The organism is Bradyrhizobium sp. LA6.8, from assembly GCF_040547935.1.
Classification (GTDB): Bacteria; Pseudomonadota; Alphaproteobacteria; order Rhizobiales; family Xanthobacteraceae; genus Bradyrhizobium; species Bradyrhizobium barranii.
This window is the reverse complement of record NZ_JBEPQQ010000012.1, coordinates 180,964-194,727: the sequence shown is the minus strand read 5'-3', so window position 1 is coordinate 194,727 and position 13,764 is coordinate 180,964. Positions and strand designations below refer to the sequence as shown.

At 65.1% G+C, this 13,764-nt stretch carries 18 protein-coding genes; 9 read left to right on the top strand and 9 right to left on the bottom strand.

Annotated features, from left to right (window positions below):
* Positions 1-11 precede the first annotated feature (11 nt).
* Entirely contained in the window at positions 12-794 is a 783-nt protein-coding gene (locus ABIA90_RS40205; RefSeq protein WP_354121579.1) for an SDR family NAD(P)-dependent oxidoreductase, read from the top strand.
* Between the two features lie 95 nt (positions 795-889).
* On the opposite strand, the gene ABIA90_RS40200 is transcribed toward ABIA90_RS40205, so the two are convergent.
* Together ABIA90_RS40200 and ABIA90_RS40195 are read right to left on the bottom strand one after the other, a co-directional pair.
* Positions 890-1,120 (bottom strand): DUF6894 family protein, encoded by a 231-nt coding sequence (locus ABIA90_RS40200; RefSeq protein ID WP_027530842.1) that lies wholly within the window; start codon positions 1,118-1,120, stop codon positions 890-892.
* 377 nt (positions 1,121-1,497) lie between these two features.
* Entirely contained in the window at positions 1,498-2,529 is a 1,032-nt protein-coding gene (locus ABIA90_RS40195; protein ID WP_354121580.1) for a hypothetical protein, read from the bottom strand.
* 335 nt (positions 2,530-2,864) lie between these two features.
* On the opposite strand from ABIA90_RS40195, the gene ABIA90_RS40190 reads away from it, so the two are divergent.
* Complete coding sequence (locus ABIA90_RS40190; protein ID WP_166105773.1) at positions 2,865-3,482, top strand: L,D-transpeptidase; 618 nt, start codon at positions 2,865-2,867, stop codon at positions 3,480-3,482.
* Between the two features lie 67 nt (positions 3,483-3,549).
* Here ABIA90_RS40190 and ABIA90_RS40185 read toward each other — a convergent pair whose 3' ends face one another.
* Together ABIA90_RS40185 and ABIA90_RS40180 are read right to left on the bottom strand one after the other, a co-directional pair.
* The gene (locus ABIA90_RS40185; RefSeq protein ID WP_354121581.1) at positions 3,550-3,957 is read right to left on the bottom strand and encodes a COG4315 family predicted lipoprotein; all 408 of its coding nucleotides are present in this window, start codon (positions 3,955-3,957) and stop codon (positions 3,550-3,552) included.
* Between the two features lie 121 nt (positions 3,958-4,078).
* Complete coding sequence (locus tag ABIA90_RS40180; protein ID WP_071917490.1) at positions 4,079-4,543, bottom strand: MarR family winged helix-turn-helix transcriptional regulator; 465 nt, start codon at positions 4,541-4,543, stop codon at positions 4,079-4,081.
* Between the two features lie 102 nt (positions 4,544-4,645).
* Here ABIA90_RS40180 and ABIA90_RS40175 point away from each other — a divergent pair, with 102 nt between their 5' ends.
* Both ABIA90_RS40175 and ABIA90_RS40170 read left to right on the top strand, forming a co-directional pair.
* Positions 4,646-6,568 carry an FAD-binding monooxygenase gene (locus tag ABIA90_RS40175; RefSeq protein ID WP_354121582.1) on the top strand — a complete coding sequence of 641 codons (1,923 nt, stop codon included), beginning with the start codon at positions 4,646-4,648 and terminating at the stop codon, positions 6,566-6,568.
* Between the two features lie 239 nt (positions 6,569-6,807).
* Positions 6,808-7,035 (top strand): hypothetical protein, encoded by a 228-nt coding sequence (locus ABIA90_RS40170; protein WP_224580733.1) that lies wholly within the window; start codon positions 6,808-6,810, stop codon positions 7,033-7,035.
* Positions 7,036-7,050: 15 nt separating this feature from the next.
* Here the strand turns inward: ABIA90_RS40170 and ABIA90_RS40165 are convergent, their stop codons facing one another.
* Complete coding sequence (locus tag ABIA90_RS40165) at positions 7,051-7,329, bottom strand: DUF3551 domain-containing protein (protein ID WP_176400468.1); 279 nt, start codon at positions 7,327-7,329, stop codon at positions 7,051-7,053.
* A gap of 112 nt (positions 7,330-7,441) precedes the next feature.
* Here ABIA90_RS40165 and ABIA90_RS40160 point away from each other — a divergent pair, with 112 nt between their 5' ends.
* Together ABIA90_RS40160 and ABIA90_RS40155 are read left to right on the top strand one after the other, a co-directional pair.
* Complete coding sequence (locus tag ABIA90_RS40160; RefSeq protein WP_071914443.1) at positions 7,442-7,648, top strand: hypothetical protein; 207 nt, start codon at positions 7,442-7,444, stop codon at positions 7,646-7,648.
* Positions 7,649-7,736: 88 nt separating this feature from the next.
* On the top strand, positions 7,737-8,099 hold the full coding sequence (locus ABIA90_RS40155; RefSeq protein WP_354121583.1) for a hypothetical protein: 363 nt from the start codon (positions 7,737-7,739) through the stop codon (positions 8,097-8,099).
* Positions 8,100-8,111: 12 nt separating this feature from the next.
* Here the strand turns inward: ABIA90_RS40155 and ABIA90_RS40150 are convergent, their stop codons facing one another.
* From ABIA90_RS40150 to ABIA90_RS40140, 3 genes are all read right to left on the bottom strand, one after another.
* Positions 8,112-8,681: a TetR/AcrR family transcriptional regulator gene (locus ABIA90_RS40150; protein WP_071914440.1), complete on the bottom strand. Its 570-nt coding sequence runs from the start codon at positions 8,679-8,681 to the stop codon at positions 8,112-8,114.
* Positions 8,681-9,025 carry a DMT family transporter gene (locus ABIA90_RS40145; protein WP_014495640.1) on the bottom strand — a complete coding sequence of 115 codons (345 nt, stop codon included), beginning with the start codon at positions 9,023-9,025 and terminating at the stop codon, positions 8,681-8,683. The genes ABIA90_RS40150 and ABIA90_RS40145 overlap by 1 nt, the downstream gene beginning before the upstream one ends.
* 223 nt (positions 9,026-9,248) lie before the next feature.
* Positions 9,249-9,914: an O-methyltransferase gene (locus tag ABIA90_RS40140; RefSeq protein WP_071914437.1), complete on the bottom strand. Its 666-nt coding sequence runs from the start codon at positions 9,912-9,914 to the stop codon at positions 9,249-9,251.
* A 97-nt stretch (positions 9,915-10,011) separates the two neighbouring features.
* Here ABIA90_RS40140 and ABIA90_RS40135 point away from each other — a divergent pair, with 97 nt between their 5' ends.
* The 3 genes from ABIA90_RS40135 (at position 10,012) to pdxY (ending at position 12,356) form a co-directional block, all read left to right on the top strand.
* Positions 10,012-10,644 (top strand): TetR/AcrR family transcriptional regulator, encoded by a 633-nt coding sequence (locus tag ABIA90_RS40135; RefSeq protein WP_354121584.1) that lies wholly within the window; start codon positions 10,012-10,014, stop codon positions 10,642-10,644.
* A 107-nt stretch (positions 10,645-10,751) separates the two neighbouring features.
* A complete protein-coding gene (locus ABIA90_RS40130) occupies positions 10,752-11,393 on the top strand; it encodes an FMN-binding negative transcriptional regulator (protein WP_354121585.1) in 642 nt (213 codons plus the stop codon).
* 144 nt (positions 11,394-11,537) lie between these two features.
* Complete coding sequence (pdxY, locus tag ABIA90_RS40125; RefSeq protein WP_063983580.1) at positions 11,538-12,356, top strand: pyridoxal kinase; 819 nt, start codon at positions 11,538-11,540, stop codon at positions 12,354-12,356.
* Positions 12,357-12,361: 5 nt separating this feature from the next.
* Here pdxY and ABIA90_RS40120 read toward each other — a convergent pair whose 3' ends face one another.
* The gene (locus ABIA90_RS40120) at positions 12,362-13,684 is read right to left on the bottom strand and encodes a hypothetical protein (RefSeq protein ID WP_071914431.1); all 1,323 of its coding nucleotides are present in this window, start codon (positions 13,682-13,684) and stop codon (positions 12,362-12,364) included.
* Positions 13,685-13,764: the final 80 nt, after the last annotated feature.

Here is a 13,764-nt window from a genome sequence, read left to right as displayed (position 1 = left end):
CGGAGAGCGACATGAGCCTGTTGAGCACGCCGTTCGACCCCGCACGCGACACCGCGCTCGTCACCGGTGCAGGCAACGGCATCGGCCGCGCGATTGCGCAGGCGCTGGTCGGCGAGGGCGTTCGGACCGTGTTCGCCGATATGAGCCTGGAACGGGTGAATGCGGCGATCAGCGCGAGCGGCAGGCCTGAACTGGCGGTGCCGTGGGTCGGCGATCTCGCCAGGTCAGACGCTTGCGATGCCCTGCTGGCCGCCGCAGAGGCGCTCGGTGAGGTCTCGCATTTCGTGCACAGCGCATCGCCGCCGCGGCGGGAGGCCGATCATGCGCTCGCGGTCGACCGCAAGACCTGGCAGGAGATGCATGCCGTCAATCTCGATGCAGGATTCCATCTGGCGCGCGGGCTGGCAAAACGGCTGATCGCTGCGAAACGGCCGGGCTCGTTCCTGTTTCTCACCTCGCTGCACGCGGGCACGCCGCGCAACCTGCCGCATTATTCGACGGCGAAGGCGGGGATGGCGATGCTGGTGAAGGAGCTCGCGAAGACGCTCGGGCGTCACGACATCCGCGTCAACGCGCTGGTGCCCGGCGCGATCGCGGCGGGCGGGTTCGTTGCCGATGCCTCGCTGGCGAAGCACATTCCGCTCGGGCGTCTCGGCGAGGCCAAGGACCTCGCGCCGATGGCGCTTGCAGTGCTGTCGAACAAGCTCTCGGGTTACGTCACCGGCGCAGCCTTCGTCGTCGACGGCGGATTGTCGCTGACGAACTGGTTCGAGCCGCCGGTGCTGGACGACTAAAGTCCCGTTCCGATGACCCGGAACGGTACTTTTGATTCCCGGATCGACGCGCCTTTACGCGAACCGGTTTCCAAATCGCTCGAAGACGCTGTGGCCTAGCGCCGCCAGGCCGGCACGGGATCGAGCGGCGTGCGATAGACCTCGTTGTGATCGCGATCGGTGACGCGCACCGCGCAACCCTTCCGTTGCAGCTCCGGCTTCACCTGCGACAGCTCGGTAGCCAATTGAACGGCGCGATCGGAAGCGACCTCGATGTCTTCGAGGATGATTCCACCCTGGTTCTTGAACTCTTCACCAACCACGAGATCGAAGGAATAGTAGGGCATTCGATTTCCCCGGTGTGACGACGTGAGCTTCAGTGGAAGTCTCAACACATCCCGGATGATACCACTGAGTCGATATTTTCGAATGAACGGGTCGCGCAATCTCTGTGCTTATGGCGCAGAAATCATGTGCAGCATTCGGGCGCGTTAAGATTTTATTAAATATGTCGACGTGATCATAAGGCATGGAATTGCAGCAGAACCGGGCTCCGGGAACCGGCAGCTGCAAGAGAAGGCCGGCGGCATAAATCCCGACGGCCTTTTCTCTTGACGGAAGACGATCGAAATATCGGTCTCCGTAATTGCCCGGACTCAACGCACCGCATCGACTCGGACAGCTTGATAATGTCGCGACAGCGACGCTGTCGCCCGCGCCTGGTCTAGCGCAGCGGCATCGGCGGACGCACGACAGGTCCGTCGTCATCGGCAACGGCTTGCGTCGTGGCGACCGGTGCTGCCGTCGGCGCGACCGCGGCAGCCTGCGAAGGTGCAGGCGGCGCAGGCGAATAAGCCGGCATGTAGGTTTGCGACACGACCGGCTTCGGCTTGCGAACCGGAGGCGCCGGAGATCGCGGCGGGAGCGTGGACACGCGCGCGCGCGGATCGACCGGCTTGGCCTCAGCCACCGGCTTTGGCGCGGGTGGTTTTGCCATCTCGCGCGCCATCTGCTCCTGCCCGGCCTTCAGCTCGGCGATGTTGGCCTTGAGCGCTTCGATCTGCTGCGCCATCGCTGCGAGATCGCGCGTCATCGATTGGACCGACTGCGCGGGATCGGGCTGTGTTGCGACAGGTGCGGCTGCTGCAACCTGAACCGGAGGCGGCGTCGCAGGTTGAGCAGCTTGATCCGCCGCCTGATCCGTTGCGACTGGCTCCGCGGGCGGCGCGGCCTGCGCAGCGGTGACCGGCGCGGCGGTCACCGGTGCCGCCGTTCGCGATGTCGAAGGCAACAGCGAAGTCAACGCAGTCAATGCAGGTGTCCATTCGGCGAGCATCTGCCTGGCCGTGTCGCCATGTTTCTCCCAGGCGACAGTGGCGGCCGCGCTTCCGCCCGCAAACAAGATCATGACGAACGCGCCGCGCAGCCATTTGCCGGCGGAGGATCGCTTCTGCCGGCGACCATCGCTGGCGGCGACGCGCACGGCGGTGTCGACCGAAGGCGCTGCCGTCTGCGGCTCCAGGACGGGACTGAATTTCGGCTCCGGATTGATGGTGCGCTCCGGCGCGAACTTCGGATCTATTTTCGGCTCTGGACCGGTTGCGATCTCAGGGGCCAACGCGGGCGCACCATTGATGGGGCGCGAAGCCAGCACCATGTCGGGTGAAATCTGAATGGCGTCGTGCGGATCGTTGTCCTTGACCGTGTCTTTCACGATCTCATCGACGATTTGCCTAGAGTTCAGCGTCGCGAGCATCGCAGCTCCTTTGAAGTCCGAGTGTTTAAAGTATGGGCGTCCGCATTGGCGCGAGCCGATCTGTCGAGGTGAACCCATCCCAAATCCGATGAGTCCGCACGATGACCCACGAGTCCAGCCGGGTTTGACCAAAGCAAGGCGAGGGGATGGAGACTGTGCGACGCTTCTCCGCCGTTTGTGGTGATGGAACCAGGCCAGTGGAACACGCGCACGTGTTCCGCACTGCCTTTTTTTCAGCACGATTTGGGCAGCATCTAGTGGGGCTGGGGGCGCTGCTATCCGCTATCGGGGGGCCGGTGGTGCCAAAATCTCTAATCGTATTGTTCGTCATGGCCATGCTTCCGCTCGCCGGCTGCATGCAGACGACGCTTTCTCCATCGACGGATGCGAGCATGACGCCGCGCGACCGGCAGTTGCTTGCGCACACGCCCTACGCGCAGGCGAACGTGCCTGAGCAATATCTCCGTCATATCGTCGACTACCCGCGCAAGGAGCAGCCGGGCACGATCCTGGTCGATACCGATGCGCGCTACCTCTATTTCGTGCTGCCCGAAGGCAAGGCGATCCGCTACGGCGTCGCGGTCGGCGAGGAAGCCATGGCCTTCTCCGGCGTCGCGCGCGTTGGCCGTCTGGCGGAATGGCCCGACTGGGTTCCGACAGCGGAGATCCAGGCGCGGCTCGGACCGTATCCGGCGCGCGTCGCCGGTGGCCCCGCCAATCCGCTGGGCGCGCGGGGCATCTACCTCTACCTCGGCAACAAGGACACGCTCTACCGTATCCACGGCACCAACCAGCCGGAATATATCGGGCAGGCGATCTCGTCCGGCTGCATCCGGATGCGCAACGAGGACGTGATCGATCTGTTCGACCGGGTGAAGCTGAATGCCACGGTGGTGGTGTTGCCGCCCGGGCAGAATGCACGGGTCGACGCGGGGTCTAGCTGGCGCGGCTAAGCGCAGTGCGATCGGTCATTCCACTGCTCACGAGGCTTTCGTCGTGGGCAGGGGTGCCGGGTGAGACCTAATTCTCAGGCCGGGCAACGCCGTTGGCATCGCCTGGCGCCTTGTCGGCCGGCGAGGTGTAGAGCGGACGATAGCGGTACGCCCACATCTTGCTGCCGTCGTTGCGGCTGATCACGGTGAAGTCGCCGATGGCCTTGGCGTCGACCGTAGCGGATAACGGTACCCAGCTCTCGGTGCACTTGCCGTTGCAGTTCGACGTCTTGCCGGTGGTGTCGCGCTCGTAAGTGTAGAGCGTCATGCCCTTGAGGTCGACGAGCGTGGGACCCTGCTTGGTCAGGATCACCTTCGCCGGTGCGGTCGTGGCCTCGGGCTTCGGCGGAGCAGGGTCGCCACCGCCATGGCCGTTGGCAAGCGCAGGACCGGCCGAGAGCGCGATGGCCGTCGCCGCAATGAGGAACCTGAACATCCGAAACTCCCGAGCGGCAAAGTAAATCGCGCGTTAAACGCCGAATGTTGCCGACCCTAGCAGCCGAAGGTTAGTTCCAGGTTTCGCGGCACTGCGACAATTACGGATGGAAATACGGGGTTCATGCCTCCAGCTCGCGCAGCGGGGCGCGGCTGAGCTCGTTGCCGGCGGCAATGGCCTTGCGCAGCAGCCGCATCAGCTCTTCACTTTCCTTCGCGCTGAGACCGCGCAGCATGACGCGCTGGGCGGACTCTACCGCCGGCGTGATCTTGCGCAGCGTGCGTCGGCCCTCGTCGGTGATTTCGAGCTCGCGGGCGCGGCGGTCGCGGCTGGAGGCGCGGCGCTCGGCAAGGCCTTTCTGGACGAGGCGGTCGATGACCCCGGTGATGGTGGTGCGGTCGTAGGCGATCAATCCTGCGAGCGTCACCTGGTCGAGCCCCGGATTGGCCTTGATGGTCGCAAGGGCCGCGTATTGCACCGGCGTGAGGTCGAAGCCGGCTTCGCCGACTTCGGCCAGAAACACCGCCACCGCGATCTGCTGGAACCGGCGCGCCAGGTGCCCGGGCATGTCGTTGTTGTCTTTCACCGAATTCTCCGTTGCGGCAGGGAATGCGCGGATCGTTGACAAGTATACTGATAGTCAGCATACTGAGCAATATCGAAGAAGACGTTGACGGGAGAGGTGCTCATGCAATTCCATCTCAATGGATTTCAGCCGGGCGATCCTGAAATCGCCGATCCCGCCGAACGTATTCAGGCTTCGGGCGCAGCCGGGGCCGTGCCTGAAGAGGTCGATGTCCTCATCGTCGGCTGCGGCCCTGCGGGCCTGACGCTCGCGGCCCAGCTTGCGCAATTCGGCGACATCAAGACCTGCATCGTCGAGCAGAAGCCGGGCCGGCTGCTGGTCGGGCAGGCCGACGGCATCGCCTGCCGCACCATGGAGATGTTCCACGCCTATGGCTTCAGCGCGCGCGTGCTGAAGGAAGCCTATTGGGTTAACGAGACCACGTTCTGGAAGCCGGACGAACGGAAGCCCGAGACGATCGTCCGCAGCGGGCGTGTGCAGGATGTCGAGGACGGGCTGTCTGAATTCCCGCATGTCATCCTCAACCAGGCGCGCATCCATGACGGCTTTCTCGACATCATGCGCAAATCGCCGGCCAAGCTCGAGCCCTATTACAGCCGCCGCCTGCTCGATCTCGTCGTTGATCCGGCGGCGGGTCCCGCCAACCATGCTGTGACGGTGCGCCTCGAACGTGTCGATGCCGGCAATGAGGGGAAGGTGGAGACGATCAGGGCGCGCTACGTCGTCGGCTGCGACGGCGCGCGCAGCACGGTGCGCAAATCGATCGGCCGCGAACTGCATGGCGATTCCGCCAACCACGCCTGGGGCGTGATGGACGTGCTGGCGGTGACCGATTTTCCCGACATCCGCTTCAAGGCCCTGATCCAGTCGGCGAAGGATGGCAGCCTGCTGATCATTCCGCGCGAAGGCGGCTACATGGTCCGCCTCTATGTCGAGTTGGCAAAACTCGACGTCGGCGAGCGCGTCGCCAACCGCAACATCACGGCTGAGGACGTGATTGCGAAAGCGCAGCGGATCCTGAAGCCGCATACGCTTGACGTGAAGGAGATCGCCTGGTGGTCGGTCTACGAGATCGGCCAGCGCCTGACCGACAAGTTCGACGACGTGCCGGAGGCCGAGATCGCGAGCCGCCTGCCGCGCATCTTCATCGCCGGCGATGCCTGCCATACCCACAGCCCGAAGGCGGGGCAGGGCATGAACGTCTCGATGCAGGACGCTTTCAATCTCGGCTGGAAGCTCGCCGCCGTCCTCCGGGGGCAGTGTGCACCGAGCCTCCTGCATTCCTATTCGGCCGAGCGCCAGGCGGTGGCGAAGGAGCTGATCGATTTCGACCGCGAATGGGCGGGCATTCTCGCCTCCGCGGCCAAGGCCGGTGGCGCCGATGCGGCGAAGACGCAGGATTATTTTGTGAGGCACGGGCGCTACACCGCCGGCACGGCGACGCGTTACCGGCCGTCGCTCCTCACCGGCGCGACATCACACCAGCATCTTGCCGAAGGCCTCGTCATCGGCACGCGCTTCCATTCCGCGCCGGTCATTCGGCTCGGGGATGCCAAGCCGGTCCATCTCGGCCACGCATCGCAGGCCGATGGCCGCTTCCGCATCTACGCGTTCTCGCCCGCGGAGGATCCCGCCGCCGCGGGATCGGCGATCCGCGCGCTGTGTGATTTTCTCGTTGTGGCCCGTGAATCGCCGGTCCGTCGCCATACGCCCGCTGGAGCCGACATCGACAGCGTGATCGACCTGCGTGCCGTCTTCCAGCAGGATCATCGCGCGCTCGCCGTGGAGGCGATGCCGGCGCTGCTGCTGCCGCGCAAGGGGCGACACGGCTTGATCGACTACGAGAAGATGTTCTGTCCGGACCTCAAGAGCGGCCAGGACGTTTTCACCATGCGCGGTATCGATCGGAGGGCTGGCTGCATCGTCGTGGTGCGCCCCGACCAATATGTCGCGCAGGTCCTTCCGATCGACGCTTTTTCTGCGCTCGCGGCGTACTTCGACGGGTTCATGCTGCAAGCGAGCTGACGCTCAAACAGCCCTGGCGTTGCCAACGAAAGCCCGGTCCTCGCGCCGGGCTTTCCGTTTGGTTCGAGTCAGGTTCCCGGCTTGTCCAATTTAAGAAAGTTCTTCGCGGGCAGATTTCATCGATCGTAATATGTGTACTCAAAGCTGTAAGCATCCACTCGGGGCAGCGGGGCAACGGGAGGATGACGATGAGACAGAGCCAGGCGGAGACGCGCCGCCAAAATGTCGCGAAGCGGTCGATGACCAAGGAGGCCAAACAGCTGTCCAGCCTGATCGCCGGGCTGCGCAAATCCCTCGACGGGATTCACAAGGAGCGGACGAGCACGAAGCTCACCGGTGCCGAGATGGGCATGCTCGACGAGCGCCGCAACAACCTGTTGCTGACCATCGCAGCGCTGGACGACCGTCTCTCGGCGGTGCAGGGGCTGATCGATCTCGGCCGTCCCCATATCATTCGCGTCCACTAAGCGGATCGCGATACCTTAACGGTTCCGTCGCGGCGGCGATGGACCCGGGCCCGGTGGCCGGCTCCGCAGGGCATAAGGGTTGGCGTAGCACTGGGCGGACTGCCCGGAAGCAGTCGCGGCGCACTGCGCGATCGACGTGAAGCTGCAATCGATGCTGCTGCCGTCGATGGTGTAGATCTCGATGCAGACGGGATAGCGCGGATCGTAGGTCTGCGCCCGCGCAGGTGCGGTGGCAAGCAGCGCCACGCCAGGCAAGCCCGCGACAAGCAGAATCGCATTTCTGATGCTGCGCACGATCAATCTCCGTCGCTCAGTTGGAACCAGGGCACAATGCTGCCGTCGATGGCACCAAATTGCCACGCTCCCGGCGAATTGCCGCCAAAGCCCGCTGCCACGAGGGGAGCTGGTGCAGGGTGACGCAAGGGGATGCGCATTGGCCTATAAAATGGTCGCAGAACGCGACAATGAGAAGTGCAGTTTTGCCCGCGAGAGCCGGTTGCTCATCGTGGCGAAGGCAAAAGTATGGGCGAGCGAGGGATGGAAGGTCGTCATCACCGACCCGGACGGCAAGGCCTACACTCCGCCCGAATTCGATCAGCTGTTGGCGGCGTGACCGCGCGACGGGGCCGATTCTTCTTTTGACGCGTTTTCTTTACGCGAACCGGAATCCACTTCGCTCGAAAACGCTCTAGGGGACGACATTGATTTCGCTGTTTCGACCGGGGCGCGACGTGATCGCGCCCCTGGTGACTCTCGCAGCCGCGGCGCTGACGGTGACGGTCGCGTCCGCGCAAAATCTCGATGCCGGCAAGTCGGCCGCAAAGCTCTTCGCGGACGGCTGCGCGACCTGCCATCGCAGCCCGCGGGGATTGGCGAAAGGGCGCTTTAGCCTGACGCTCGCCTGGTTCCTGAAGGACCATTACGTAACCAGCCCCGACTCCGCCAAGGCGCTCGCCGCCTATCTGGTGTCCGTCGACGAACCGCCGCCGCGCGCGGCGGCCAAGTCCGGTGCAAAGCCGACCAAATCCGCGCCGCGTCCGCCCAAGGCGGTGCAGAGCCAATAGCCGTCGTTCCGGCTATCCGCGCCGATAGGTCTGTGCGATCAGGCGGTCGTGCACGGCACGCAAGTCCGCGCCCATGCGCGTCTGTCCCGTCGTGATGTATGACAGCCAGGCGCCGTCGGCGGCGAGGCGCACGACGTGGAGTTCGGGCGCCGCGTCGGTCGTACGGTGACGCTTCAGGCGCGCCTTCATCCAGTCGTTCCAGAGCCGGCGCAGGGACGGATCGGTGACCACGACCATGCTCAGCGCCGCCCAGGGCGTCGCAAAGCCGAAGGCCTTGCCGGTAAAGACCGCATTGACATAGGCCCGCGTAAAGCTGCCGCGCGGCTTCGGGTCCGCTTCGATAGCGGCGTCGATCTCGGCATCGACGCGGGCGAGAAGATCGGCGAACAGGCCCTCGATCAGCGCCTGCTTGCTGCCGAAATGATGGAACAGCCCGCCCTTGGTGACGCCGGCCGCCGCCGCCACCGCCTGCACCGTAATCCCTGATACGCCGTGATCCATGGCGATCGCCGCGGCATGGTCGAGCAGGGCGCGCCGGACCTGCTCGGGCTGCTTGGCGCGGGTGTAGGCGCTGGCCGGCATCAATGCGCCGTCGTCTGCGAGAACAGGTTGATGACCACGACCCCTGACACGATCAGCCCGATGCCGACGAAGGCCGCGGCGTCCAGCATCTGGCGGAACAGCACGAAGGAGACGGTCGCGGTCAGAATAATGCCGACGCCGCCCCAGATCGCGTAGGCGATGCTGAGCGGAATGACCCGGATCGCCACCGACAGCGCGTAGAACGAGGCGACGTAGAACAGCACCATGGCCAGCGTCGGCCATGGCCGCGTGAACTGCGCGGACTGCTGCAGGAAGGCGGACGCGGTCACCTCGAAGACGATGGCGAGGGCAAGCGCTGCGTAGGCATTGAAGGCGGAGGTCATGGCCGGCTCGGGATGGGGGGCGCGAAAGATACCGCGCGGTAGGTATGTTTAGCACGCGAAACATGGCTTTTGGCGGGTGGAGGTATCACGTGTGAGTGACGAGCCTGCGACAGGGCGGAGCCTGTTGGCGGCGGTTTGCCGGAGTTTTGGCTGTTTCGCCGAGAAGACGAAGTCGCCGCGCGACAGATCGCACGACGGCTCAGAGTATCGATTTTATGCAACGTCAGCTGATCCGCACGGAGAGCTCGACGTCTTCGGCGAAGGGCGTGGACATGTAGCCGCTTGCGGGCCCGCGTACGCGCGCGAGGTAGTCAGGGCTGTCGTCGGCATTGTCGGCGACGATGATCGCGCCCGGCTTGAGATGGCCTTCGACCAGATCCAGGATCTCCGGGTAGAGCGCCTTGGCGCCGTCGAGCAGCACGAGGTCGATCATGTCGGGCAGATCGGCGCTGAGCGTCTTCAGCGCATCGCCCTCGCGGATTTCGACGAGATCGATCAGCCCACCAGCCGAGAGGTTGTCCCGCGCCCGCGCCGCCTTGGACGGCTCGAACTCGCTGGTGATGAGATGGCCGCCGCCATTGTCGCGCAAGCCTGCGGCAAGATGCAGGGTCGAGATGCCGAACGAGGTACCGAACTCGACGATCGCCTTGGCGCGCGAACTGCGCGCCAGCATGTAGAGCAGGTGACCCGTCTCGCGCGAGACCGCGAGCGGTGCGTCCTTCAAGCGTCCGTAGAGGTCGCGGTAATCGGTTTTGCTCCGCATCATCCGCGCCCGGTCCGCGTTGGACAAATCGGCGACGGCGGCGTGTGTTGCGCCCCTGGCCGCTTCAGCCTCGTCAAACAGGCGATCCAGCAGCGGCGCAAGCGTTGTGATGGTCGGGGTGGTCATTTGATGTCTCCGGAGTTCGCGAAGAAGCGCGTGCTTGCGCGGGAACTGAAATACGACTAATTCGTCGCGTTTCCTATTCGCATTGCCCGAGCACGCCATGGCCGCCCGTCGAAGCCGTTCAATTTCCTCACGAAAACAGCCGCAACAGGCCCGATCGAGCGGGCTGGTGGCCGCGATTCTGGATGCCGCTGTTCAGGTCCTGGCAAAGGAAGGCGCGCAGCGTTTCACCACGGCGCGGGTCGCGGATCGGGCCGGTGTGAGCGTCGGATCGCTCTACCAATATTTTCCGAACAAGGCGGCGATCCTGTTCCGCCTCCAGAGCGACGAGTGGCGGCGCACGAGCGAGCTGTTGCGCGGGATCCTTGCGGATGCGGCGAAGCCGCCACCAGCGCGGCTGCGCGCGCTGGTCCACGCCTTCATTCGTTCCGAGTGCGAGGAGGCCGCGATCCGCGTCGCACTCAGTGACGCTGCACCGCTGTATCGCGACGCGCCCGAGGCGCAGGACGCCCGGGCAGCCGGCGAGGGGATCGTCGCCGCGTTCATGCGGGAGGCGCTGCCGAAAGCCTCGGATGCGACGCGTATCCTTGCCGGCGAGCTGATCACGGCGACGCTGAGCGAGGTCGGCAAGAGTTTTTCGGAAGAGACGCGGAGCGAGACGGAGATCGCAGCCTATGCCGATGCCATGGCCGACATGTTCTGCGCCTATCTTGCGACGCTGGCGCGGCGCTGAGGCATTGCTGACATCGGCGTTTGCGGGCCGATTGTTCTTCAGATCTTGCCGGGTCGTGGGTTAGCCTTCGCTCGCCGTCCCCTATTCGAGCCATTGAGACCCGTGCCATGCATGTGCTTCGCCCCCAGTTTCGCATCGAGGAGCAGCGTGCACTGGAATTTGCCGCGCAACGCGGCTTCGGCATGATCGTCGCGGCGGACGAGCACGGTCCGCGGGCCTCGCATGTGCCCTTCGTGCTGGGCGAGCGCGACGGGCAGGTGATCGTGCAGATCCATTTCACCGTCAAGAATCCGCTCGTGTCGCTCGCAGACGGCACGCGGCGCTTCCTGCTGATCGTTGCCGGCGACGACGCCTACGTCTCCAACGACTGGTACTCTTCGCGCGACAATGTCTCGACCTGGCTCTACGAGGCCGTGCACCTGTCGGGCGTGGCGCATCTGCGCGAACTGGACGAGAACCGCGGGCATGGCGATGCGCTGCTTGCGGTGTCCGAGGCGCGGTTGCCGAAGCAGCCCTGGGACCTCGCGCAAATGGAGCCGGGCAAGCGCGAGAGCATGCTGGCTGCGATCCGGGTCGTCGATCTCGTGGTCGACACCATCGAGGGGCAGGCCAAGCTCAATCAGCACAAGAGCGATGCGGACCATGTCGCGGTAGCCGACCGGCTGGCGCGGTCGGAGGAGACGGGGCACCGGCGGCTGGCGCGGCAGATGCAGGCGCTGCGGCCGGGGCTGGGGTATGAGATGCTCTAAACTTGTAGCCCGGATGGAGCGCAGCGTAATCCGGGATTCATGCCGCGATCTGAGAACCCCGGATTACGCTTCGCTCCAGCCGGGCTACGCCAGCCGTTCCTGCTACGCTTGCTTCGCTCAGCATTTGATCTTACGGACCTCTCAATGCTCGTCATCTCCATTCAAAGCCAGGTGGTCCACGGCCATGTCGGCAACAGCGCGGCCGCCTATGCCATGCAGGCGGAGGGCGTCAACGTTGCGGCGGTGCCGACGACGCTGCTGTCGAACCATCCACGCTATCCGACGTTGCGCGGGCGGGTGCTGGAGACCGAGCTCGTCGCCGATCTCCTCAAAGGCGTCGAGGAGCGCGACCTCGTCGACGAGGCCGCGGTGCTGGTCACCGGCTATCTCGGCTCGCCTGGCAACGCGGCTGTGATCGCCGACTTCGTCGAGCGGGCGCTGACGCGGAATTCGAAACTGGTCTATCTCTGCGATCCCGTGATCGGCGATGACGGCCGCGTCTATGTTGCCGACGGCATTCTGGACGTGGTGCAGCACCGGCTGCTGCCGGCCGCCAACCTGACCACGCCGAACCAGTTCGAGCTCGAGCTGCTGTCGGGCGTCACGATCGCGGACACTCAGAGCCTGCGCACGGCCTGCGCGGCGCTGGCGGGGCAACGTCGCATCGATGTCGTCGCTACCGGCTGCACGCTCGCTGACACGGCAGAAGGGCAGGTGGAGACGATCCTGTGCGCCGACGGCCAATTGTCGCGCTTTGCGACGCCGCGGTTGCCGATCCGCCCCTCAGGCACCGGCGATCTCCTTGCCGGCCTGATTGCGGCGCATCTGGCCAAGGGCAAGGCGATGCAGGCGGCCGTACGGCTCGCGGTCGAAACCATCTTTGCGGTGCTGGTGCGCACACAAGACGCAGGCACCGCCGAGATGCGCCTCGTACCGCTGCCGATCCCCGGGCGGAAGCCGTAACAGGGTCAGGTCGCGCGCTTGCCGGCCGATTGCGCCGACTTCTGCGGCTTGGCCAAACTCTTCTGCTCGCGCGCGGCGTGTGTCTTTCGCAGCTTTGCGTGGGCCGCGGCCCGCATCACCTTCTTGGACCTCACGTTGGTCGCTTCCTTGCGGTCTCCCGTGCCACGCTTCGAGATGTATTCCTGGCCGTCGACCGGGCCGACATGCGGCGGATCGCGGCCGAGATAGGGCCGGCCGATGCCGAATGCCTTGCCGTTGGCGTCGACCCACTTCCACAGGATTTCGGTCGAGACCCAGCGCTGCGCGCGGTTGTTGCCCTGGGTGCTGACGATGTCGGCCGCCATGCCGTGGCCGTAGCCACCGCGCGTGCTGCCGCCATGATAGGAGCGGTCGGAAGCGGCCTTCAGGCCGCTCGCGATCGACTGGCGGTAGTCGTCGCGGAACGCGCTGGTGATGCCCGGCGACAGGCCGGCGGACTCGGCTGCGAGCAGCATGCGAAACAGCTTTCGCTTGAAGCTCTTGTCCATGCCGCCGATGACGTAGTCCATCATCGGCATGCTGGCGCGCTCGGCCGCTTTCGGATCCTTCCAGCCAAAATCCTGATCGACCAGCTTTGTGAAGCTGCGCATCACCGTGACCATCTTGCCCCTACGCTTGACGGTGACGGCGCGGCGGTCCTCGACCTTGATCGAGTCCTCCTTGGCCGTGCGCTGGTAGAGCGCCCAGAGGTAGCGGTCGATGCAGGCGTCCATGACAAAGCACTCGTCGAGCACGGCGACGGTGTCGGCCGGCGGCGACGGCTTGCTCGCGGCAGGCGCTGGGCCGGTCGCGATCGCCGCGGGCGACAGCTCATCTGTCGTCACGATCTCGGTGGGATCGGCGGAGGCGAGCTTGACCACGGGCTCCGGCGCCGGTGCGGCTTCTGCTGGTGCAGCCTCGCTGACGACGGGCGCCGGTCCAGGCGAAATCTGTAGCGCCGGCGGCGCTTCCGCCGGCAAGATCAGGGCCGAATCGGCCGAGGCGAGCTTGATGACGGCGGCGGGCATCTCGGCTGTTGCGGCCTCGGGGGCCGGATCCGGATTCGGCGTTGCAGCGACAGCGGCCGCGATATCGGCGGTCAGGGCGATGCCATCCTCGATGGCCGCAGCATGCGGGACGTCGGCGAGCTCGAGCCGACCAAGATCCTTCGCGCGCGACACGGCGGAAGCATTGGCGCTGCTTTTCTCGATGAGGGCCGGAGCGTAGGCGGACAGGGAGAGCGCCAGCCAGCCGGCGAGAACGGCCGACGGGCACGAGACCGCCACCAGAAGAGACCGCCGATCATTCATGATCCCTGCCTCCAAACGGTTCTGTTCGAACCAATCTTGCACAGCCAGGCACGCGACGCGTCAATTGTTCGGAGGATGGT

Coding starts and splice junctions, on each gene's coding strand:
- ABIA90_RS40205 (WP_354121579.1), top strand. CDS start 12: ATGAGCCTGTTGAGCACGCCGTTCGACCCCGCACGCGACACCGCGCTC.
- ABIA90_RS40200 (WP_027530842.1), bottom strand. CDS start 1,120: ATGCCCTACTATTCCTTCGATCTCGTGGTTGGTGAAGAGTTCAAGAAC.
- ABIA90_RS40195 (WP_354121580.1), bottom strand. CDS start 2,529: ATGCTCGCGACGCTGAACTCTAGGCAAATCGTCGATGAGATCGTGAAA.
- ABIA90_RS40190 (WP_166105773.1), top strand. CDS start 2,865: ATGCTTCCGCTCGCCGGCTGCATGCAGACGACGCTTTCTCCATCGACG.
- ABIA90_RS40185 (WP_354121581.1), bottom strand. CDS start 3,957: ATGTTCAGGTTCCTCATTGCGGCGACGGCCATCGCGCTCTCGGCCGGT.
- ABIA90_RS40175 (WP_354121582.1), top strand. CDS start 4,646: ATGCAATTCCATCTCAATGGATTTCAGCCGGGCGATCCTGAAATCGCC.
- ABIA90_RS40170 (WP_224580733.1), top strand. CDS start 6,808: ATGACCAAGGAGGCCAAACAGCTGTCCAGCCTGATCGCCGGGCTGCGC.
- ABIA90_RS40150 (WP_071914440.1), bottom strand. CDS start 8,681: ATGCCGGCCAGCGCCTACACCCGCGCCAAGCAGCCCGAGCAGGTCCGG.
- ABIA90_RS40145 (WP_014495640.1), bottom strand. CDS start 9,025: ATGACCTCCGCCTTCAATGCCTACGCAGCGCTTGCCCTCGCCATCGTC.
- ABIA90_RS40140 (WP_071914437.1), bottom strand. CDS start 9,914: ATGACCACCCCGACCATCACAACGCTTGCGCCGCTGCTGGATCGCCTG.
- ABIA90_RS40135 (WP_354121584.1), top strand. CDS start 10,012: ATGGCCGCCCGTCGAAGCCGTTCAATTTCCTCACGAAAACAGCCGCAA.
- ABIA90_RS40130 (WP_354121585.1), top strand. CDS start 10,752: ATGCATGTGCTTCGCCCCCAGTTTCGCATCGAGGAGCAGCGTGCACTG.
- pdxY (WP_063983580.1), top strand. CDS start 11,538: ATGCTCGTCATCTCCATTCAAAGCCAGGTGGTCCACGGCCATGTCGGC.
- ABIA90_RS40120 (WP_071914431.1), bottom strand. CDS start 13,684: ATGAATGATCGGCGGTCTCTTCTGGTGGCGGTCTCGTGCCCGTCGGCC.